This window comes from Haloferax sp. ATCC BAA-644, assembly GCF_000336975.1.
GTDB lineage: Archaea > Halobacteriota > Halobacteria > Halobacteriales > Haloferacaceae > Haloferax > Haloferax volcanii.
The window spans coordinates 68077-87570 of record NZ_AOLF01000032.1 but is presented as its reverse complement, the minus strand read 5'-3'; the positions used below and the strand labels follow the sequence as shown (position 1 = coordinate 87570).

Genomic DNA, 19494 nt, shown 5'->3' with positions numbered 1-19494 from the left:
TCAGCCGCGGCGTTTGCGGACCGCGTCGATGGCGCGCCCGGGGACGCCGAGGGCGCTCAGGCCGATGCCGAAGATGACGAACAGGACGTAGAGTCCGAGCGTCGACAGGAAGATGATGAGCATGGCGACGACCGCGATGAGGTCCGACTGGAGGTAGTGAAACGCGCCGAGCGTGAGGACGACGCCGTAGCCGAGCACGAGGTAGGGACCCCACCCGCGGGCCTTGCCGCGGCGCATCCGGCGGCGGACGTAGCGCTTCAGCTCGGCTTCGAGCTTGGGCTTTTCGACCGTCCGGTCGGTCACGTCGTCCTCGAACGCGTCGAGGTCGGCCCGAAGTTCCTCGACCTGCGATTCCAGCTCCTCGATGTCGGGAGCGCCGCGCGGGGAGACGGACGCGCCGGTCTCCGGGTCGTCGGCGTCCTCCGTCCGCGGCCCATCGGTGTCACCTCGGTCGTCGCTCATATCCGTACGAGCGTCATGTCGGCCTCCCGTATGTTGTACCTGCCGGTCCACTCCGGGCGGTCCCCCCGGCGGGTCACGCGGTTCTGCGGGCGACGCGTCGCCCCCGACCCCCGCGAGGACCGCGTTGACGACCGCGCCGGAAAGCAGGATGAGCCCCGAGAAGTAGAACCACGTCACGAGCAACAGGAGCGTCCCGAGCGCGCCCGCGACCGACGCGCCGGCCACCGACGCGTAGATGCCGAAGCCGACCCCGAGGAGGGTCCAGCCGACGGCCGCGAAGACGGTCCCCGGCACGACCTGTCGCGGCGAGAGGTCGGCGTCGGGAAAGACGTAGTACAGCGGGAAGAACGCCGCACAGAGCGTGAACAACAACAGGAGCGGCGAGAGCAGTTGGAGAAACGGCACGTCGAGGAGACCGAGGAGCGCGGTCAGCACCGCGACGCCGATGGTGCCGACACCGATGCTGGCGAGGGCGGTTGCGCCGTCGCGGAGCTGGTCGAGGAGGCCGCCCGCCTCCGAGCCGTAGATGCGCGAGAAGGCGATGTCGAGGCCGCGAAAGAGCTTCAGCGCGCCCCACACCGTCAGCCCGAGGCTCACCGCGCCGACGCTTCCCTGCCCGGTTCGGTCGGAAAGCGCCTCCTCGACGAGGCCCTGACCCGTCGGGACGAGATACTGCTCGACGAGCGTCTGGAGTTGTGCCTGCAACGCCGCGCCGCCGACGGCGGTGGCGACGACGACGCCGAGGACGAGAAGCGGAATCAGCGAGACGAGCGCGTAGTACGAGATGCTGGCCGCGAGAAACGAGATTTCCTTCTCCCGAATCGTGTCGACGACCGCCCGCACGACGGGGACGGCGGTTCGGATGTTGGCGCTCACGTATCACCGAAACGACACGGGAGGCAAAGAAGCTACCCGCCGAAGCGGCGGCGTGTGCCGGTTACGACGCGGTTCGCCGTCGCCCTCGTCAGGCCTCGGGGTCGAGCGCGGCGGTCGCCTCGCGTATCTCAGCGACCGTCGCGTCGGTCTTGAACGCGGTGCCGTGGTAGTGCGCGGGGGTGGCCTCGTAGCCGGCCTCGCGGAGCGTGTCGAGGAACGTCTCCATCTTCGAGGCCGAGCGACCCCAGAGCTTACAGAGGCGGTGCTGGTCGAAGTGGGTCGGCGTGTCGAGTTCGACCGCGAGCGTGTCGAGGAGTTTGCGGGCGCGTTTCGCGGTGCCGAAGTCCTCGGTCACCTCGTCGCGGACGGCCCCGGCGAACGCCGGTTCGGAGACGGGACCGAGCCAGATGGGGCCCGCTTCGAGAATCCGGGTCGAGTCGCAGTTCGCGCACGCCTCGGGCGGGTGCGCGACCAGCGAGTGCTCGGCCTCGCGGTGGAGGCAGTCCTCGCAGTGGTAGACGAAGCCGGTCGATTCGAGGAGTTCGTCGGCCTTCGTCGCCCGCTCGTCGAGTTCGAGGTACGCCCGCGCGTAGTGACGCGTCGCGTGCGAGAGAATCGGGACGGCCGCCTTGTCGTAGCGGGCGGCGGTGCGGACCATCGCGCCGAGGAGGGTCCGAAGCCCCATCTCGGGATGGTAGTCGGTGTTCTGCGGGAGACAGCCGTACTTCCGGATGCCGCTTTTCTGGTGTGCGCCGCACAGCGGGGCGGTGTCGGTGGCGGTGACGCAGACGAGGTCGCGGGTGTTGGCGAAGGCGGGGTCCGCGAAGGGCATCGGCGTGCCGAAGGGGTCGAGGTCGACCACGTCGAAGACCGAGTCGTACATGAGGGCGTTGGCGTTGCGGTGGACCGCCTCGCCGCCGTTGCCGGCGCGGTCGAGGTTCGACTGGGCGAGTTCGACGGCGTCGGCGTCGAGGTCGGCGCAGGTCACGTCGTAGCCCTCGGCGGCGGCGCGGACGCCCCGGATTCCCGAGGCGGCCATCGCGTCGAGGTAGCTCTCGGCGCGGGGTTCGCGCTCGCGGAAGGCGCGGAGGACGGCCGCGGTGATGTCCCGGTTCAACTCCTGTGTGGGGTTGTAGAAGACATCGTCGCCGGTCCCCGCTGACGCCCCGTCGCGGGCGTCGGGAACCTCGATTTCGACGCCTCCCTCGCTCACGTGCATACCCGCAGTCGCCCGCGCGGGCGGAAACCGGTTGCGATGCGATTGTGCGACGCGATTGCGGCGGTCGGTCCACCCCGCGGCATCGAATGCGTTTTCACCGCCACCGACGAACTCGGGAGCGTGGATTCGGCCGACGACTGGCGAGCGGCCCTCGAAGCGGCCGGGCGGCTCTCGCCGCAAATCGTGCAGGCCATCGTCGACGCCCACGGCGACCGGGGCGTCACGGCCATCGAGGCCGTCTCCGAGCGGCGGGTGAAGCGCTACCGCGACTTCGACGTGGTCGTCGGCTACGACGACGAGTACGTGGTCGAAGACCGCGGCTGTACCTGCAAGGACTCCCAGTACAACCTCGACCCCGACGAGGGCGAGCGCTGTTGGCACGTCCTCGCGGTCGACGTGGCCGAGGCCCTCGACGAACTCGACCACCACGACATGTGGTACTCCGACGTGCGGGAGTTCCTGTAAGCACACGGCTCACTCGCGCCCGTTCGGCCCGTCGCCGCGCCGCGGGAACGACCACAATCCTTTCCGAACCCCGCCGCGAACCTCGGGCCAACGGATGGCTGATTTCGACCTCTCTATCGACGAAAAGCGGGTGTACGCGGACAAGTCCGGCAAGCAGACGGCGTACGTCGCCGCCGGCGTCGGGGTCGTGACCGTCGACGTGTCCGACGACCTCGTCGGGGGCTTCCGCGTCGACCGCCGGTGTACCGCGCTGGACGCCGCCGGGTCGCCCGGAGAAGTCGCCGTCGCCACCGACGAGGACGTGCTGCTCGTGCAGGGCGACGACTACCACGAACTCGACTTCGGCCCCGCGGCGGCCGTCGGCTTCCACCGGAATCGCGTCGTCGCCGCCGACGAATCGGGTCGCGTCGCCCGCTTCGACGAATCCGGGTGGACCGACCTCGGCGCGGTCGGGGCGGTCCGCGCCCTCGACGGGAGCCTCGTCGCGGCCGACGACGGCGTCTACCGAATCGGTGACGACGGTCTCTCGCACGTCGGCCTCGACGACGTGAACGACGTGTCCGACCCCGCGGGGCGCCTCGGCGGCGGCTCGGGAACCCCGCTCGCCGCGACCGACTCGGGGCTGTACGCGCTCGGCAACGGCTGGATGGACGCGCTCGACGGGGCGGTTTCGGCGGTCGCGTCGATGCCGGACGGCCGCGCCCACGCGGTCGGCCCGGACGGCGTCGTCGCGCGCGACGAGGAGTCGGGCGCGTGGGAGGCCGCGCCGATTCCGCTGGACGAGTCGGTCGTCGCGCTCGCCCACGACGCCCGCGCCGCCTACGCCGTCACCGACGCGGGGAGTTTCTGCGTTCGGCTGACCGGGGGCGACTGGCGGACGCAGGTGCTCGGATTAGAGACGGTCGGCGTCGCGGTTCGCTGACACGCGACGCGGCTGAACGTAACGAAAAGCGGTTTTACCCCCCACGAGAGACGAACGGGTATGCTCGTACCCGGCGCATCCTCCCAGGCACTCGCGGCCGCGCTCGCCGACGAACTCGGCGAGTCGCTCGCGGCCGTCGAGTACGACCGCTTCCCCGACGGCGAGACGCTGGCCGCGGTCCCCGGTTTCGACGCCGACGCCGCCACCATCGTCGCCAGCACCGCCAGCAACGACGCCTACGTCGAACTGCTCCAACTGCAAGACGCCGTCCGCGAGGCCGGCGCATCGGCGGTCACGACGGTCATCCCGTACATGGGCTACGCCCGACAGGACAAGGCGTTCGAGGCCGGCCACCCGGTTTCGGCCCGCGCGGTCGCCCGCGCCGTCAGCACGACGACCGACCGCGTCGTGCTCGTCAACCCCCACGAGGACGCCGTCTCGGAGTTCTTCGACGCGCCCGTCGACATCGTCGACGCCGCGGGGCGACTCGCGGAACCGCTCCCCGAACTCGACGCCCCGCTGTTCCTGTCGCCCGACTCGGGAGCCATCGACATCGCCGAAACCGTCCGCGACGCCTACGGCGAGGGCGAGACCGACTACTTCGAGAAGGTGCGCCACTCCGGGACCGACGTGGACATCACGCCGAGCGACGCCGACTTCGCGGGCCGCGACGTGGTCATCACCGACGACATCATCGCCACCGGGTCGACCATGAGCGAGGCGGTCGGCGTCCTCACCGACGGCGGCGCGAAGCGCGTCTTCTGTGCGACCGTCCACCCGCTTCTCGCCCGCAACGCCCGCACGAAACTCGCCCGCGCCGGCATCGAGCGCGTCGTCGGTACCGACACCATCGAACGCGACGTGAGCGAGGTGTCCGTCGCGCCCGCCCTCGCGACCGAACTCGAGCGGTAACGTACCACACACTCTCTCGAAACGGTTTTCCCGGTTCCCGCATCTCGGGGTAGTATGGGACGTTACGGAGACATCGACTACCCGCGGATGACCAAGACCGGCCTCGGACTGGGGCTCGCGCTGTTCCTGTTCGGCGCTCTCGGCGCGAAAGTCGCCCTCGCCGTGAGCGGCGGTGCCATCCCCGGCTGGGAGCGAACGCTGTTTTTCGACGCCGAGTGGCTCGGCATCGCGCTGGTCCTGTTCTCGCCGATTATCTTCGGCATCGTGCTCCCGCTGACGGAGTAGATGGCCGACGCCGACCCCCGGTTCCCCGACGACGGCGAGACGCTCGTCCTCGAACCCGACTGCGCGCGCTGTCCGGCGCTCGTCGAGTGTCGCAACCGCATCTCGTGGGGCGTCGGCCCCGACGACGCGACCGTGATGGTCGTCGGGGAAGCGCCCGGCGCGGGTAACCCCGACGCCGACCGCTGGCGGGGCGGTAACTGGACCGGGATGTCCTACACGGCCCGGCACTCCGGCCGCCGCATCCGCGAGACGATGGCCGCCGTCGGCTACGAATCGGGCGTCTTCTACACGAACGCGGTCAAGTGCTTCCCCTCGGACGGCGAGGGGTCGAACCGCGCGCCCACGGCCGCCGAGAAGGCGAACTGCCGCGACCACCTCGTTTCCGAACTCGAAGCCGTCGACCCCGACGTGGTGGTCCCGACCGGCCGCCACGCGACCGAAAGCGTCCTCGCGCTCGACGACGCCTCGCTGGACGGCTTCCTCGATACCGTCCTCGACCCCGTCGAGAGCGAGCGGTTCGGCTACACCGTGATTCCGCTTTTGCACCCCTCCTACCGAGACGTGTGGCTCTCCCGCCTCGGCTACGAGTTAGAGGAGTATCTGGCCGACTTGGAGTCGAGTCTCCCCTGAGCCCGCCGCGTCGGACGGGGCCACGCCCCTGACTCCGAACCGGTCCGAACTTTCTTTTTCCCGCCAATCGACGTGCCACGTATGTCCGACTGCATCTTCTGCGCCATCGTCGACGGCGACATCCCCGGCCGAATCGTCCACGAGACCGAGCACACGCTTGCGTTCCTCGACGCCAACCCGCTCGCGCCCGGCCACACGCTCGTCGTGCCGAAGGAACACCACGCCCGCCTCGACGAGGTGCCGGGCGGCGCGGCCGCCGACCTCTTCGCCGCCGTGAACGACCTCGTCCCGCGCGTCGAGGCGGCGGTCGACGCCGACGCGACGAACGTCGGCATCAACGACGGCCCCGCCGCCGGGCAGGAGGTCGGCCACGTCCACGTCCACATCGTCCCGCGGTTCGAGGGCGACGGCGGCAGTCCCATCCACGCCGTCGCGGGCGAGCGACCCGACCTCTCCGACGAGGAACTGGCCGACATCGAGGCGGCCATCTCGGGCTGAAGCGACCGTTCTCGTTCCCGTCAACCCCGCCTTTTCACCGCAAGTGTCGATATGAACACATATATGGCCGCCGCAAGTACCGCCAGTCGTGACAGTCCTCCAATCGTTTCGAACGACCCTCCAAGTCGTCACCGAGACGCCCGTGCTCGTCGCGTTCGCCCTCGCGTTCGGGGCCATGGGCGCGTTGAACAACGCCTCCGGCCTCGTCAGTGTGGTCGGGACGCTTCTGCTCCTGTTCGGCTCACCGGCGCTCATCGGCGCGTTCTACACCGTCATCGATGACGCGCGACCCGGTTCCGACACCGACCTGCGCGCGTCCACCGCGGCACAGCGCTACTACGTGAGCCTGCTCGGTGCGAGCGTCCTTTCCGGCCTCGTCATCATGATCGTCGCGATGGTCGTCGGCGGCGGCGTCGTCGGCTACATCGGCTTCGACCGGCTCAACGCGGTCCTGAACGGCTCCGCGACCCTCACGCTCGTCGAACTCGCCGCCGCCGGGGCGGCCTTCGTGGTCCTCGCGGCGGTCATCTACGTCTTCACGTTCTTCGACACCGCCGTCGTCTTCGACGGGAAGACCGCGGGCGGGTCGCTCAGCCGAAGCGTGAACTTCGTCTTCGGGAACCTCCGGCAGGTCGTCGGCTACGCGGTCGTGGCGACCGTCGCGACCTCGGTCGTCGATCTGCCGGTGCTCTGGTTCGTCACCCTCGACGGGGCGACCACCGTCGCCGGCGCGGTGACGGCGTTCCAGGCGCCGATGTCGGCGGGCGACATCGCCGTCGTGGCCGTCGCCTCGACGGTCACCACGCTCGTCGGACGGACCTACAAGGTCTGTTTCTACCGGGCCTGCGCGGACGCCGCGCCGGGAGCGGACCCGGAATCGGGTGACGGCGAGTGGACGGCGTAGTCGCGCGTCCGGCGACGCCGGCAGCGGGCGACCGAAGCTATTAATCTGAGCACCCGACCACTCGCGGTATGTCCATTCCCACCACCACCGCGCTCGTCGGGGCCACCGGCGGCGCGGGCACGACCCGACTGTCGCTCGAACTCGCCGCAGCGCTCGCGACCGACGGCCGCGACGTGGCCGTCCTCGACGCGGCGTTCGCCACGCAGGGGCTCTCAGACTACGTTTCGGGGACGCTCGACCCCGACGCGACGGCGCTCGTCACCGACGCCGCCGACGTGCCGCTGGAGTCGGGGCTGGTCGATTTCGAGGCCGACGCCGAGGGACGCGTCGCCGTCTGCCCGGCCGCGGCCCCCTTCGAGCGGCTCGCGCGGGCGATGACGCCCGACGCCGCGCGGGCATTCGAAGGTCGTATCGCCGAGGCCGCAGACGGCTTCGACCACGTCCTCGTCGACGCGCCGCTCCTCGCGTCGAACCAGACGGTCGCCGCCGCCGCGGCCTGCGACCGGGTCGCGCTCGTCGCGCCCGCCACGGACCGCGGTGCCGACGCCGTCGGTCGGCTCAGCGCGCGGGCCGCCGACATCGACACCGATATCGACGCCGTCGTCTCCACGTTCGGGGCGCTCGACGACGCGGACGTGGTCGTGCCCGAGACCGAGGCGACTGCCCTCGCCGACGCGCCGGCGTGCCGCGAAGACGCCGAGCTCGCGGCGGGCGTCGCCGCGGTCGCGGAGGTGCTTCTCGACGTCGAAATCGACGCCGTGGCTGCCACCGACGGCGTCCTCGGCTCGGTCAGCGAGTACGTCCGTCGCTGAGGCGCACGGGACACCAGCCGCGTTTCGGACGGAGCGATAGCTGACCGACGAGCGCCGCCGCTCGCGAGCGGGGAATCCGAGCCGAAAACGGGAGGTTGGGAGGCGTTTCCCGCGTCAGAACTGCATATCGGTGACCGAGCTCATGGTCTCGGCCAGCGAGTCGCGCTTGGCGACGGCCGCGTCGGTGCGGTCGGCCAGCGCGCCCTCGACGGCTTCGACGAGGGGGTCGATGGGGTCGTGTGTCTCGACGTACGTTGCGAGGGCGAACTCCGACGGCTCCGCGCCGGTGAGCGCGAGCGCGTCGGCGCGCGAGATGCGCCCGTCGATCCAATCGCGGACGATGCGTCGCGCCTCGGGTGCGAGGGGGGTCACGCCCGCTTCGCCGCAACGGTGCAAGAGCTTCGCCGCCGTGACGGGAGCGACGCCTGCGTCGCGCGCGCTGGCTCCGACCGACGTGCCAGACCCGTGTGCTTCGACAACCCGTTCCGCTGCCGCAGGCGCACAGGGGAGCGCGTCTGCGTGCGCCTCGAAGCGCTCGCGGAGGGAAACATCGGTGTCATCGACGGTCGGGACACAGCGCGAACGCTGTTCAGTCGTCGTCGTCTCTAACGCGGCGGCGATTTCTGACAACCCCATCGCTCGGTGCTCCGCGCCTATCGGGTAAAAGTGTTCTTAGATAATATCAGTGCTGATAGCCAAGCGTAACGGTAACCGGTAGGCTCTACCGCGCCGAATCGGGTGTTCGACCCCGTTTCAACCCGTGTTTAAATACCCATTCGGGACCGATTTTCAATTGTGATGAGTGAAGCACGCTCCCCCCAGGGTTGCCCCGAATGCGATGGACACCTCGGTTTCGAAGCCGGCGAGACGGTCTGTACCGACTGCGGCCTCGTCGTCTCGGAGTACCGCATCGACCACGGCCCCGAGTGGCGCTCGTTCGCCGACGACGACCGCAACCCCGCTCGGACCGGCGCGCCGCTCACCCGGTCGCGGCACGACCGCGGCCTGTCGACCGAAATCGGCCGCTCGACGCGTATCAAGGGTCGCAAGCGCCGGCAGTTCGCCCGCATGCGCCGCCAGCACAACCGCGCCCGCATCTCGACCAAGCGCGAGCGCAATCAGGTGTACGCCTTCACCGAGATTCGCCGCGTGACGAGCGCGCTGTCGCTGCCGAACCACATCCGCGACCAGGCGTGTTCGCTGTTCGAGTCCGCCCAGAACGAAGACCTCCTGCGCGGCCGCTCGCTCGAAGGGTTCGCCGCGGCCTGCGTCTACGCCGCCTGCCGCGTCGCCGGCGTCTCCCGGAGCGTCGAGGAGGTCTGCGACGTGTCGAAGGCCACCGAGGCGGAGCACCAAGCGGCCTACGGCGCGCTCAACCGCGACCTCGGCCTCCCCGTCGCGCCCGCCGACCCGACCGAGTACCTGCCGCGCTTTGCGACCAAGCTCGACCTCGACAGCGACACCGAACGCCGGGCGCGCGAGTACGTCGCCGAGGCCCGCGACGAGGGGGTCGTGGGCGGCAAGAACCCCTGCGGCGTCGCCGCGGCGTGTCTCTACACCGCCGCGTCCGACCGCGGCGAGGACTGCACGCAGGCCGAGGCCGCCGACGTGGCCGACGTGACGCCCGTGACGCTCCGCAAGACGTACGTGGCGCTCCGCGAGTGAGCCGCGAGGCTGCGACCGTGAGGATTCACTGACCGACGGCGACGGCGACGCGAGAACTGAACCGCTGTTTCGCGAACGAACCGAAGACGAGACGACGCTTCTACCGACCGCTTACCCGGACCGCGTCCGCGAGTTCCCGAATCCGAGCACTGGGAAGGCTCTCCGGCGACGACGCGACGACCGGCTCGAACCGCTCGACCGCCTCGGCCAGCCGCGAGTCCGCGGGAATCCCCGTCGCCGGCGCGCCGAGCACGTCGGCGAAGGCGTCCAGCGGCACCGCGTCGACGACGCGGTTGACCGCGACGGCGGCGAGCCCGCAGCCGAGTTCGCGCGCCAGCTCGCGGGTGCGAACCGCGTCGGCCAGCGCGTAGCCCTTCGGTGACGCGACCACGACGCAGGCGTCGGCGACGGCGAGCGGGACGCCGGCGTCGGCGCGCATCCCGGCGGGGCAGTCCACGACCACGTCGCCGTAGGCCGCTTCGACCGCGTGAAGTGCGTCGGCGAGGAGGCGCGTGTCGGCCGCCCGCGCGCCGGCGAGCGTCCGCCCGCACGGGAGTATCGAGACCGGCCCGCCCGAGCGGACGGCTTCGAGCGGGTCGGCCCGACCCGCGAGCACGTCGTGGAGGTCGGGACCGGGCGCGTACGGAAGGTTCGCCATTCCGAGGTCCGCGTCCACGACGACCGCCCCCAGTTCCGCCGCGAGTTCGAACGACAGCGTCGACTTCCCGACGCCGCCCTTCCCGGAGACGACCGCGAGAATCACGCGAGCCTCCGGAGCGCGTCCACGTCGGGGTCGGCGTCGGCCGCGCGGTCCGCGAGCGCCGTCGCGCGCGCCGCCAATCGACGAAGGCGTTCGCGGTCCGCGTCGAGCGATTCGAGCGCGTCGACGCCGCGTTCGGTCTCCGAGAGCGCCGCCGCGGCGTCCGCGACCGACGCGCCGTCCAGCCGCTCAGCGAGGTCGATACGACGCTCGACGGCCGCGAGAGACGCCGGCTCCGACGGCCGCTGAGTCTCGTGGTCGCGCGGCTCGCGCGGCTCGACCGCCGCCGACACGTCGGCGTCCGTCGGCTGCTCGGACGGAGTGGAACGTTCGTCGCCGGCGGTGTCGGGAGCTGACTCGGGCGTCTCCGGCGCGGAGACCGTCGGCGACGGGTCAGCAGAAACGGGAACCGCATCGGCCGGCGGCCGCGCCGAGCCGAGCGACCGAATCGCGCCCTCGGGCGTCGAATCGGCGGCCTCGTCCGACTCGTCGGCGCGGCCGAGTGTCTCGACATCGACCGCGTGCTCCGGGAGGCTGTCGGCATCGACAGCCTCGGCGTCGCGGTCGCCCGGCGGCGATAGGGGAACGGCGTAGCCGAGCGCGACCGTCGAGCCCGCGGGAACGACGCCTTCGAAGCCCTCGTCGTCCCAGCCGGGTTCGGGGACGCCGGCGCGACGCGGCGGAAGCACCGGGCCGTCGAGGCGGTTGCGAAGCCTGACGCGGCGGTCGACCGGCGCGTCGTTGTCGACTCGGACCGAGACGAGGGCGACGCCGTCGTCCGCGCTCACGTCGATATCGGAGTGCATGGCGGGGTTGGCCGCCGCTTCGTATATAAATAAACGCCCGGAGCGACCCCCGTCAATCGGAGGGAGAGCACCGAACGACCGGCGCGCCGAGCCAGTCCGCCGCGGCCTCGGCGTCCGAAAACCGGCCGCACGAGAGGACGACCGGGGCGGACAGGTCGGCGAGGCGAACGGCGGCCAGCGAGCGCGCGACGGGGTCCGATTCGAGGTCGGTCGGCGCGGGCGGTGAACCGACTGCCGCACTCGCTGCCGGGAGCGACGCGAGGTCTCGGAGCGCCGCTTCGAACTCCGTTCCGAGTTCGCCCGCGAAGTACGCCCGCGCGTCTCGGCGGCGGTTCTCGACCGCGTCTTCGAGTTTGAGTCTCGCGTCCCGTCTATCTCGTTCGGCTCGGCTCGCCTGTTCGAGCGCCGACAGCCGCTGTTCGGCCGCGACGCGCTCGGTTTCGACTTCCGAGAGCTCCGTCGCCGTCTCCACGAGGTCCGCTTGCGCCGCCGCGGCCGCCTCCTCGTCGCCGGCGTCGCGGTGGGCGTTCACCCGTCCGCGGAGGGTCGCGACGCGCTCTCTGAGCCGAGACTCGTCTTCTCCGGCGGCGGCGACGCGGTGGCGGGCCTGGCGGAGCGCGGCCGCGGACGTGTCGATGCGCTCGGGGTCGTCCGCATTCGACTCCCCGGCCGTACGGTCGCGGTGCTCCGCGAGTTTCGCTTCGAGTCGGTCGAGGTCGTCGGCGACGGGAGCGCGGCGGCCGCGGGACCGCCCGACTGCCGCGAGGAGCCACCCGCGGGACGGGGCCGGGTCCGAAACGGGAACTCTGCCGAGTCGGTCGTGGCCGGGGCCGGGCGACGAGCAGTCGATGCGGACCGCGCCCGGTGCGTCGGCTCCCCCGTCCGCTCGTATCGCGGCGACGACCTCGTCGGCGTCGACATCGACCGGGTCGCTGGCGAGGTCGATAGCTCGCCCCTCGACGGCGGTTCCGTCGGGCAATCGGAGCCTCATAGCTCGCGGCGCTGCATCTCGGCGGCCGACGGGTGGTCGGTCCCCGAGGCGAACTTGCTGTACGGCGTCGCCGGCGACTCGCGGTCCTCGTAGGCGGCCGCGGCCTCGCGGACCGCATCGGGGACGGCCGCGAACTCGTTGAACGGCTGGGTTTGCTCGATTTGAACGTCTTCGTCGTGTTTCTCCCGAAGCCGAAGCGCGAGGAAGGCGGCCAACTCCGTCTCGTCGAACAGCGCGGCGCGACCCAACCGACGGACCACGACCTCGTCGTGGGTCCGGCAGATGTTCCGAAGCGTCGTCCGCGCCGCCTGCGAATAGGTCACGACCAACAACACGCACGACCGGTCACGGAGTCGAAAGAAAAATCGTTCGACCGCGTCGCCCTCGAGTCATCTAGATGACATCAATGGGTGGTGGTGACGGTGACGGCGACGGCAGAAGCGTGCGGTCGTCGAATCCGATTCCGAATCCCCGCGGCGGTCGTCTCAGACGCGCTCGACCGAGAACGTCACGTCGTCGGCGTCGCCGGTCGCCTCGTCGAGTAAGTCTCTGACCCGCGCCCGCGCGTCGGCGGCGTCGGCGGCGAGGACGACAAGTCCCTCGGCGCGGTCGTCGCCGACGGTCGTCCACGCGTCGAGCGTCCCGTCGCCGGCGCCGTCTTCGAACTCCGTCGCGAACGTCCGGAGCACGGTCACGACGCGCTGCTCGGTGCTGGCGAGGTCCGCGTCCCCCGATTCGAGGTCGCGGATGGCGTCTTCGATGTTACGGATGGCGGAGATTCGGTCCATCGGTCGTCTGTCCCCTCAGCGCACGCTCCACTAAGTTCGTCGGTTCCGCGCGGAATCGAAGCCGAGTCGCTGACGGGCGGGCGCGGCAGTCGAGGACGGCTCAGGTTGCGCGGTACACGTCGCCGCGGGGCTCGTAGATGTCGCCTTTCATCTTCAGCTTGTCAAGCTGGTCGTTGACCGTCTTTTCGTCCATGTTCAGTTCGCTGTTGGCGCGTTCGAGGACCTCCTCGTGGGGGGCGCCCTCCTCGTACTCCTCCTGCATGGTGCGGATGAGTTCGAGCAGGTTCTTGATGCGGTCGCGCTGGGTCTTCGAGCGACCCGTCTCGACGATGTCGGCGTCGAACTCGCCGGTCTCTGGGTCCATGCCGATGTCGCGCAGGCAGGACTCGACGATGCCCGTGACGCGCTCTGCGTCCTCGCGGGTCACCTTGTCCGAGAGGCGGACGCGGGCCGAGGCCTCGCCGAGGCGGACGAGCGCTTCGAGCTTCCGGGCGGTCACGGGAACGGGCGCGTCCTCGTCGGCGCCGCGAGCGCGGAAGTCCACGTAGAAGTCGCGGATGACCTCCTTCGCCTCGTCGGTCATCGTCGGATAGCAGGTGCGCTTCGCGTAGGCGATGTACTTGCGAAGCAGCTCCGCGTCGATGGTGGGCGCGACCTCGTCGGTGACGGCGTCGACCTGCTGTTCCGTGAACTCGGAGTTGGCGACGTTCGTCCGCTGGGTGTTCAGCTCGCCCGCGTAGTTGGTCTTGAGGATGTGGTCCGCGAGCTTGGAGTCCTCGTCGGGGTCGGGGTCGTCCGTGACCGTGAAGATGAGGTCGAACCGCGAGATGAGCGCGGGTTCGAGGTCTATCTGCTCGCCGATCGGCTCGTACTGGTCGAAGCGGCCGTACTTCGGGTTCGCCGCGCCGAGGAGCGAACACCGCGACTTCAGCGTCGCGTTGATGCCGGCCTTGGAGACCGAAATCTGCTGTTGTTCGAGCCCCTCGTGCATGGCGGAGCGGTCCTCGGGTCGCATCTTGTCCAGTTCGTCGACCGCCGCGATACCCTTGTCCGCGAGGACGAGCGCGCCGGCTTCGAGCGTCCACTGCTGGCCGTCGCCGAAGTCGTCGCGGACGGCGGCGGCGGTGAGACCCGCCGAGGAGGAACCCTTCCCGGAGGTGTAGACCGAGCGGGGAGCAATATGTCGGATATATGATAGCATCTGAGAGTTATGCGAGACGAGCCCGTTGGAAACGTAGCTGTGGGTGCCTTCGACTTCGAGGTCGTACACCCACTCTTCGGCGGGTTCGACGCGCTCTATCGACTCGATGCGCTCCCAAGCGACGTTGCCGTCTACGAGCGACCCGAGCTCAGAGACGCGGTCCACGACCGAGCGGCCCCCGTCAGCGACCGCTCGTGCTTCTTCTCGATTCTGTATCGCACCTTCGAACGCCGAGACGACGCGAGCGAGACTGCCACGGCTCGGGTTACGGTCACCTCGTTCGTAGTGCTGATACGTCGACCGCGGAAGGCCACACTCGGCCTGCGTGAGTCCGAGTGCCTCGCGGAGTTCACGAAGCTCTCCACCGGCGGGAATCAAATCGGTGTTCGTGTTCCCGTTCGTTCCTCCGAACTCGGCGGTCGCGAGCGATTTCCGTTCGGTCACAAACCCGATTTCGTCGACGTACGTCTCGAAGTCGTCGCCACTGATTCGGAGCCGGTAGCTCCCGTTGTGTCGCGGACGCAGTTGTGACCGGATGCCGGCGGTGAGTAGGAGTGTCCGAGCGTCTTCGAGGAGTTCACGACTCATCGAGGCGACCGTTATCTCTCGTTGACTCGCCGAGACGTGGCCTTCGCCTTCGATGAGCGCACGGAGGAACTCCCGTCCGGTGTTTACGCTCGCCGACATGAGCTGTTCCGGAATTCGCTGCTCGGCCGAGCCCGCTAGGAGCGTCGGGGAGAGATTTTCGAGGAAGCTAACGAGCTCCCCGGAACCACAGATGACCTCACGCGCGCTCTTTCCTTCGTGTGGGGTCCGCTCGAAATAGTTGACACCGAGACGGTCGAACGCGTCCGCCACGTCGTCGATCACTTCGCGGTCGTTGTTCGTGACGGAGACGAAACCGGTTGCATCGTCACGCTGTTCGACGTATCCCTCAGCGACGATGTAGCCGATGAGCCGAGCGAGCCAAGGCTGCCACTCGTCCGGGAGTTCGAGTCGAATCGCGTTGTGCGACTTCGACCGCCGGAAGTCAACATGGAGTGCGTCCCGACCCGTAACTGGAAGCGACCGCGGTGCCGCGAGGAACTCTCCTTCGGTTAGGTCGTCTGCTCTGACCGCCGTGGTCATCCCGTCGGTTCGGGTGAATAACGGATGAGAGGGAGTGACCTCGATCTCGCGGCCGGTGTTCGTCTGGATACGGAGCATTCGGTCCGGGGCCTCTCGCTTCCAGACTTTCGTCGCCTGTCGCGGCGTGAGCGTTCCGTCGGGACCGAGCGATGGGACGGTGAAGTCCGCAGTGTCCCAAACCCCGTCATCGATGGGTTTCGGGTCATCGAGGTTCGATTCGACCAACTCTCGAATCGGCACGTCTCTCCCGTCGGCGAGCGTCACGCGGGTGTCGCCGTCGACACACTTCCCGGTACCCGGGTCCCCTATCAGCAGCATGTGCAGGTCGCCGCGAATCCGCGACCCGTCGGGGAGATGTTTCGTGACGCCCGAAAACAACTGGAGAATCATGGCCATCTTCTCCTGTTCGTAGCCGTAGATGGCGGGCGCGACGGACTCGACCATCTTCTCGTAGATGGCCGGGTCGTTCGAGAGCTCGACGATTTCGGCCACGTCCTCGTCGGAGATCTCCATGTCCTCGAACTCCTCGTCCTCGATGGTGAGCGAGATGCCCTCCATGTAGTAGTCGAAGACGGGCGTCTTCTCGTTGCCCGATGTCTGCTGTTCGATGTGGAGGACGCCGACGACGGTGACGTGGTCGCCGGCGGTGACTTTGCCGGTCACGTCGTCGGAGAGGTTGATGTCGATGCTCTGCGGCGTCTCGCCCCCGCGCAGGCCCTCGGGGGACTCCTGGACGCGCAGTTTCTGTGAGTCGACGAAGTTCGACTGGTCGAAGTCGATGCGGAACGGCCCCTGGCGCTCGCATCCCTGACACTCGTGGGGTTCCTGAAAGCCGCCGTCGCCCTGCGGAATGTAGCTCATCGTCCCGCAGCGCTGGCACTCGAAGGCGGCTTCCGTGATTTTCGGGCGCACGTCGGTCGCCTTCCGGACGATACCCTGCACCGAGATGAGCGTCCCGATGTGGTCGTCGTTGACCCGCAGGTTCCGGATATCGACCGTCTCGGGGAGGTTGCGCATCCGGACGTGCGCTTGCCCGAGTTTCACGTCCGCGGGGAGGTCGAACAGGCGCAGCGCCTCCTCCGCGTACTCCTGGAACTGGCCGGGCTTCGTGATGTAGTCGTCCGCGAGTTCCGAATCGAACCGATAGAGGTCGTCGTAATCGATGTGCAGCGACCGCTTTTCCTTCGGGTACTGCTGTGCGAGCGTCCCGATCTCCTCTCGGTAGTAGTTTCGGTAGAACTCGATGAACCGCTCCGTCAGGTCTCGGTTCTGGGGGGCCTGCGCCATCGCACAGGGGTATGTCCCCAATCGGTTAAGAACCTTCGTCGTTCGGCCGACCGTTACAGCGACACGTCGGTCTCGATATCTTCCGTCGCCTCGCGGAGGCCGTCGCGGCGGGCGTCCTCGGCCATCCGGTTCGAGAGGTCGTCGTCGGTCAGAAGCTCCGCGAAGTCGTCGCGGAAGCGGTAGTTGGCCCGGCTCGAACGGATGTCCGCCTCGGCGACGGGGCGGCACTCGGAGACGACCTCAACGGGCACGTCGAGCGCCTCGGCGATGGTCTCGTCGTCCGCGCCGTCGACGAGCAGGGTGTCGAAGCGGTCGGCGTCGAACGGGAACTCGCGGTCGGCGTCGCGGACGAGGTGGAGGTCGAACCGGGCGGTGCGAACCGCCTCGGGCGACGCGTCGAGTTCGACCGCGAGGTCGGCGTCGGAGTCGCCGTCGGAGTCGCCGTCGAAGAAGCCGACGACGAGCGCGACGAGCGCGTCGTCGTCGAACTCGGTGTCGAACGCGTAGCGCTCGCGCATCGTCGCCACGATGTCGCGGACGCGCTCGCGGACCGCTTCGGGGTCGTCCACGTCGGCGAGCGACCCGCGCGACTCGGACTGCTGTTCGGTCACGGTGTCCGAGCCGGTCGCCTCGATGAAGATATCGCGGAGTTCGGCGGTCTTCTCGTCCATACCCGGAACGTGGCACGCCCAGCGTCTTTAATGATGCTGACCCGACTAACCGGAGAGCCGCCCGAGCGCCGGAGAGACGCCCCGAATCGGCCGACGAGCATCGAACCGACCTCCCGCCCAAGTATGTAAACCGATAACTTAAACTTGGTTTACGAGACAGCGACGGGCATGGCAACCGAACACGAGTCAGTCGAACTCATCGGCGACGAACTCGTCGGCAACATCGCCCGCGCGGCCCTGTTCGCGGCGCTCATGGGCGCGAGCGGGTACGTCTCGTTCCCGAACCCCATCTCACCGATTCCGGTGACGATGCAGGTGCTCGTCGTCTTCCTCGCGGGCATCTTCCTCGGCCCCGTCTGGGGCGGCGGCTCAATCGCGCTCTACCTCGCCGCCGGCGGTCTCGGCGCGCCGGTGTTCGCCGGCGGCTCCGCCGGGCTGGCGCCGCTCGTCGGGCCGACCGCCGGCTACCTCTGGTCGTACCCCGTCGCCGCCGTCGTCGTCGGCCTCGTCGTCCACGGCGGTATCAGCGTCGGTGACTACCGCGTGGGCACTCCCCGGCTCGTCGGCGCGATGGTCGCCGGGACCGTCGTCGTCTACGCCTTCGGGACGCTCGGCTTCGCGTACGTCAATCGCGTCGGCCTCGAATCGGCCTTCTGGACGGCCTCCGCCGCGTTCATCCCCGCCGAGGCGTTCAAAATCGCCGCCGCGGTCGGCATCGTCCGCTCCGACGCCATCGCCGCCCGGTAGATGATTCGCGTCGAGGGACTCGTCCACCGCTACGGCGACACGGTCGCGGTCGATGGCGTGGACCTCGCCATCGACGACGGCGAGTGCGTCGTCCTCGCGGGCGCGAACGGCTCCGGCAAGACCACGCTCGTCCGCCACTTCAACGGCCTGCTCGACCCCGACGAGGGGAGAGTCTCGGTCAACGGCCGGACCGTCTCGGACCACCTCGTCGCCGCCCGGACCGCGGTGGCGATGGTGTTCCAGCACCCCGAGGACCAACTGGTCGCCGCGACCGTCGGCGCTGACGTGGCGTTCGGCCCGGAGAACCTCGGCCTCGACCGCGACGAAATCGACCGTCGCGTCCGCGAGTCGCTCGCCGCGGTCAACCTCGACGGCCGGGAAGACGAGCGCGTCGACGCCCTCTCCGGCGGCGAGGTCGAGCGACTCGCCATCGCCGGCGCGCTGGCGATGCGACCCGACCACCTCGTCTTGGACGAACCGTTCACCGGCCTCGACGAACCCGCCCGGCGCTCCGTGCTCGCCCGCCTCCGCGACCTCCGCGCCGAGGGGACGGGCCTCGTCGTCGTCACCCACGACCTGCGCGACGTGGCCGAACTGGCCGACCGCGTGGTCGTCCTCGCTGACGGCGATGTCGCCCTCGACGCCGCGCCCGACGAGGCCGCAGACCGCCTCCCCGACCTCGACGTTCGCCCGCCGTGCTGACGTACGAACCGGGCGACTCGCTCGCCCACCGACTCGACCCGCGGACCAAGCTCGCGGTGCAGGTCGCCTTCGCGGCGGCCGGCTTCGCGCACACGACGCCCGTCGGACTCGTCGCGCTCGGCGTCGTCGCCGCGGGCTGTCTCCGCGCCGCCGACGCGTCCCCCGTTTCGGCCCTCCGTGACCTCCGCTACGCGATTCCGTTTCTCGCGCTCGGCCCGGTCGTCGAGGCCGCCCGCCTCGGCGCGCCGTGGTTCGACCCCGAGGCGGCCGTCGAACCCGCGCTCGCCAGCGTCCGCGTGCTACTCGTCTTCTTCGTCGCGGCGGCGTACGTCAGGACGACGCCCGTGCGCGAGTCCCGCGCGGCGATTCAGCGGCTCGTCCCGGGTCGGTTCGGCGTCGCGCTCGGCGTCGGCGTCGCCCTCGTCTTCCGGTTTCTCCCCTTGGTTCGCCGCGACCTGCGCCGCGTCCGCGAGGCGCAGGCGGCCCGCCTCGGGAGCGAGCGACGGCTGGACGAACGGCTCTCGCTCGTCGCCGCCGGCGGCCTCCGGCGGTCGTTCGCGCGGGCCGACGCCCTCGCGCTCGCCCTCCGCGCGCGGTGTTTCGCGTGGAACCCGACGCTGCCGGAGATTCGGTTCGGCCGGCGCGACGCGCCCGGACTCGTCCTCGCCGCCGCCCTCCTCGTCAGCCTCGCGCTCTGAGGTCGCCGGGGGCGCTCGTAATCCGCCGACCGACACGCCTCGGGTGGCAAGATTTAACCCTCCGT

Annotated in this window: 22 protein-coding genes; 12 read left to right on the top strand and 10 right to left on the bottom strand. The window is 69.7% G+C overall.

Annotation, left to right across the window (positions count from 1 at the left end; translation table 11 throughout):
• Positions 1–1338, bottom strand: a complete 1338-nt coding sequence (locus C458_RS14650; RefSeq protein ID WP_008576863.1) for a YihY/virulence factor BrkB family protein — start codon at positions 1336–1338, stop codon at positions 1–3.
• An 88-nt stretch (positions 1339–1426) separates the two neighbouring features.
• Positions 1427–2557, bottom strand: coding sequence for a tRNA (guanine(26)-N(2))-dimethyltransferase (locus tag C458_RS14645; RefSeq protein WP_008576862.1), 1131 nt, complete (start codon positions 2555–2557; stop codon positions 1427–1429).
• A gap of 120 nt (positions 2558–2677) precedes the next feature.
• Between C458_RS14645 and C458_RS14640 the strand changes: the two genes are divergently transcribed.
• The 8 genes from C458_RS14640 (at position 2678) to C458_RS14605 (ending at position 7985) form a co-directional block, all read left to right on the top strand.
• The gene (locus C458_RS14640) at positions 2678–3022 is read left to right on the top strand and encodes an SWIM zinc finger family protein (RefSeq protein ID WP_049897082.1); all 345 of its coding nucleotides are present in this window, start codon (positions 2678–2680) and stop codon (positions 3020–3022) included.
• Positions 3023–3116: 94 nt separating this feature from the next.
• Complete coding sequence (locus C458_RS14635) at positions 3117–3944, top strand: hypothetical protein (RefSeq protein ID WP_008576858.1); 828 nt, start codon at positions 3117–3119, stop codon at positions 3942–3944.
• A gap of 60 nt (positions 3945–4004) precedes the next feature.
• Positions 4005–4856, top strand: a complete 852-nt coding sequence (gene prs, locus C458_RS14630) for a ribose-phosphate diphosphokinase (protein WP_008576856.1) — start codon at positions 4005–4007, stop codon at positions 4854–4856.
• A gap of 54 nt (positions 4857–4910) precedes the next feature.
• Positions 4911–5141 (top strand): hypothetical protein, encoded by a 231-nt coding sequence (locus C458_RS14625; protein ID WP_049897083.1) that lies wholly within the window; start codon positions 4911–4913, stop codon positions 5139–5141.
• Positions 5142–5771 carry a uracil-DNA glycosylase family protein gene (locus tag C458_RS14620; RefSeq protein ID WP_008576853.1) on the top strand — a complete coding sequence of 210 codons (630 nt, stop codon included), beginning with the start codon at positions 5142–5144 and terminating at the stop codon, positions 5769–5771.
• A gap of 81 nt (positions 5772–5852) precedes the next feature.
• Positions 5853–6269 carry an HIT family protein gene (locus tag C458_RS14615; RefSeq protein WP_008576852.1) on the top strand — a complete coding sequence of 139 codons (417 nt, stop codon included), beginning with the start codon at positions 5853–5855 and terminating at the stop codon, positions 6267–6269.
• An 88-nt stretch (positions 6270–6357) separates the two neighbouring features.
• The gene (locus C458_RS14610) at positions 6358–7173 is read left to right on the top strand and encodes a hypothetical protein (protein WP_008576851.1); all 816 of its coding nucleotides are present in this window, start codon (positions 6358–6360) and stop codon (positions 7171–7173) included.
• A 68-nt stretch (positions 7174–7241) separates the two neighbouring features.
• The gene (locus tag C458_RS14605; protein WP_008576850.1) at positions 7242–7985 is read left to right on the top strand and encodes a cell division inhibitor; all 744 of its coding nucleotides are present in this window, start codon (positions 7242–7244) and stop codon (positions 7983–7985) included.
• Positions 7986–8099: 114 nt separating this feature from the next.
• Here C458_RS14605 and C458_RS14600 read toward each other — a convergent pair whose 3' ends face one another.
• Positions 8100–8621, bottom strand: coding sequence for a hypothetical protein (locus tag C458_RS14600; RefSeq protein ID WP_004045341.1), 522 nt, complete (start codon positions 8619–8621; stop codon positions 8100–8102).
• 162 nt (positions 8622–8783) lie between these two features.
• On the opposite strand from C458_RS14600, the gene C458_RS14595 reads away from it, so the two are divergent.
• Positions 8784–9650, top strand: a complete 867-nt coding sequence (locus tag C458_RS14595; RefSeq protein ID WP_008576848.1) for a transcription initiation factor IIB family protein — start codon at positions 8784–8786, stop codon at positions 9648–9650.
• 100 nt (positions 9651–9750) lie between these two features.
• Here the strand turns inward: C458_RS14595 and C458_RS14590 are convergent, their stop codons facing one another.
• From C458_RS14590 to C458_RS14560, 7 genes are all read right to left on the bottom strand, one after another.
• Positions 9751–10413, bottom strand: a complete 663-nt coding sequence (locus tag C458_RS14590; protein WP_008576846.1) for a P-loop NTPase — start codon at positions 10411–10413, stop codon at positions 9751–9753.
• The gene (locus C458_RS14585; RefSeq protein ID WP_008576843.1) at positions 10410–11216 is read right to left on the bottom strand and encodes a hypothetical protein; all 807 of its coding nucleotides are present in this window, start codon (positions 11214–11216) and stop codon (positions 10410–10412) included. The genes C458_RS14590 and C458_RS14585 overlap by 4 nt, the downstream gene beginning before the upstream one ends.
• Before the next feature lie 52 nt (positions 11217–11268).
• Positions 11269–12207, bottom strand: coding sequence for a hypothetical protein (locus C458_RS14580; protein ID WP_049897084.1), 939 nt, complete (start codon positions 12205–12207; stop codon positions 11269–11271).
• Positions 12204–12542 carry a hypothetical protein gene (locus tag C458_RS14575; RefSeq protein ID WP_004065514.1) on the bottom strand — a complete coding sequence of 113 codons (339 nt, stop codon included), beginning with the start codon at positions 12540–12542 and terminating at the stop codon, positions 12204–12206. Before C458_RS14575 ends, C458_RS14580 begins: the two co-directional genes overlap by 4 nt.
• Before the next feature lie 150 nt (positions 12543–12692).
• Entirely contained in the window at positions 12693–12995 is a 303-nt protein-coding gene (locus tag C458_RS14570; protein ID WP_008576836.1) for a hypothetical protein, read from the bottom strand.
• A 100-nt stretch (positions 12996–13095) separates the two neighbouring features.
• Positions 13096–16611: an LAGLIDADG family homing endonuclease gene (locus tag C458_RS14565; RefSeq protein WP_008576834.1), complete on the bottom strand. Its 3516-nt coding sequence runs from the start codon at positions 16609–16611 to the stop codon at positions 13096–13098.
• A gap of 53 nt (positions 16612–16664) precedes the next feature.
• On the bottom strand, positions 16665–17282 hold the full coding sequence (locus tag C458_RS14560) for a hypothetical protein (protein ID WP_008576833.1): 618 nt from the start codon (positions 17280–17282) through the stop codon (positions 16665–16667).
• 168 nt (positions 17283–17450) lie between these two features.
• Between C458_RS14560 and C458_RS14555 the strand changes: the two genes are divergently transcribed.
• From C458_RS14555 to C458_RS14545, 3 genes are read left to right on the top strand one after another with little or no spacing between them, the layout of a single operon-like run.
• The gene (locus C458_RS14555; protein WP_008576831.1) at positions 17451–18029 is read left to right on the top strand and encodes a biotin transporter BioY; all 579 of its coding nucleotides are present in this window, start codon (positions 17451–17453) and stop codon (positions 18027–18029) included.
• Complete coding sequence (locus tag C458_RS14550) at positions 18030–18731, top strand: energy-coupling factor ABC transporter ATP-binding protein (protein ID WP_008576829.1); 702 nt, start codon at positions 18030–18032, stop codon at positions 18729–18731.
• Positions 18725–19429 carry an energy-coupling factor transporter transmembrane protein EcfT gene (locus tag C458_RS14545; protein ID WP_008576813.1) on the top strand — a complete coding sequence of 235 codons (705 nt, stop codon included), beginning with the start codon at positions 18725–18727 and terminating at the stop codon, positions 19427–19429. Before C458_RS14550 ends, C458_RS14545 begins: the two co-directional genes overlap by 7 nt.
• Positions 19430–19494 lie beyond the last annotated feature (65 nt).

What these genes read in the sequence shown, in the direction of transcription:
- C458_RS14645 (WP_008576862.1), bottom strand. Translation starts at nt 2,557, where the DNA reads ATGCACGTGAGCGAGGGAGGCGTCGAAATCGAGGTTCCCGACGCCCGC.
- C458_RS14635 (WP_008576858.1), top strand. Translation starts at nt 3,117, where the DNA reads ATGGCTGATTTCGACCTCTCTATCGACGAAAAGCGGGTGTACGCGGAC.
- prs (WP_008576856.1), top strand. Translation starts at nt 4,005, where the DNA reads ATGCTCGTACCCGGCGCATCCTCCCAGGCACTCGCGGCCGCGCTCGCC.
- C458_RS14625 (WP_049897083.1), top strand. Translation starts at nt 4,911, where the DNA reads ATGGGACGTTACGGAGACATCGACTACCCGCGGATGACCAAGACCGGC.
- C458_RS14620 (WP_008576853.1), top strand. Translation starts at nt 5,142, where the DNA reads ATGGCCGACGCCGACCCCCGGTTCCCCGACGACGGCGAGACGCTCGTC.
- C458_RS14615 (WP_008576852.1), top strand. Translation starts at nt 5,853, where the DNA reads ATGTCCGACTGCATCTTCTGCGCCATCGTCGACGGCGACATCCCCGGC.
- C458_RS14605 (WP_008576850.1), top strand. Translation starts at nt 7,242, where the DNA reads ATGTCCATTCCCACCACCACCGCGCTCGTCGGGGCCACCGGCGGCGCG.
- C458_RS14600 (WP_004045341.1), bottom strand. Translation starts at nt 8,621, where the DNA reads ATGGGGTTGTCAGAAATCGCCGCCGCGTTAGAGACGACGACGACTGAA.
- C458_RS14595 (WP_008576848.1), top strand. Translation starts at nt 8,784, where the DNA reads ATGAGTGAAGCACGCTCCCCCCAGGGTTGCCCCGAATGCGATGGACAC.
- C458_RS14585 (WP_008576843.1), bottom strand. Translation starts at nt 11,216, where the DNA reads ATGCACTCCGATATCGACGTGAGCGCGGACGACGGCGTCGCCCTCGTC.
- C458_RS14580 (WP_049897084.1), bottom strand. Translation starts at nt 12,207, where the DNA reads ATGAGGCTCCGATTGCCCGACGGAACCGCCGTCGAGGGGCGAGCTATC.
- C458_RS14570 (WP_008576836.1), bottom strand. Translation starts at nt 12,995, where the DNA reads ATGGACCGAATCTCCGCCATCCGTAACATCGAAGACGCCATCCGCGAC.
- C458_RS14565 (WP_008576834.1), bottom strand. Translation starts at nt 16,611, where the DNA reads ATGGCGCAGGCCCCCCAGAACCGAGACCTGACGGAGCGGTTCATCGAG.
- C458_RS14560 (WP_008576833.1), bottom strand. Translation starts at nt 17,282, where the DNA reads ATGGACGAGAAGACCGCCGAACTCCGCGATATCTTCATCGAGGCGACC.
- C458_RS14555 (WP_008576831.1), top strand. Translation starts at nt 17,451, where the DNA reads ATGGCAACCGAACACGAGTCAGTCGAACTCATCGGCGACGAACTCGTC.
- C458_RS14550 (WP_008576829.1), top strand. Translation starts at nt 18,030, where the DNA reads ATGATTCGCGTCGAGGGACTCGTCCACCGCTACGGCGACACGGTCGCG.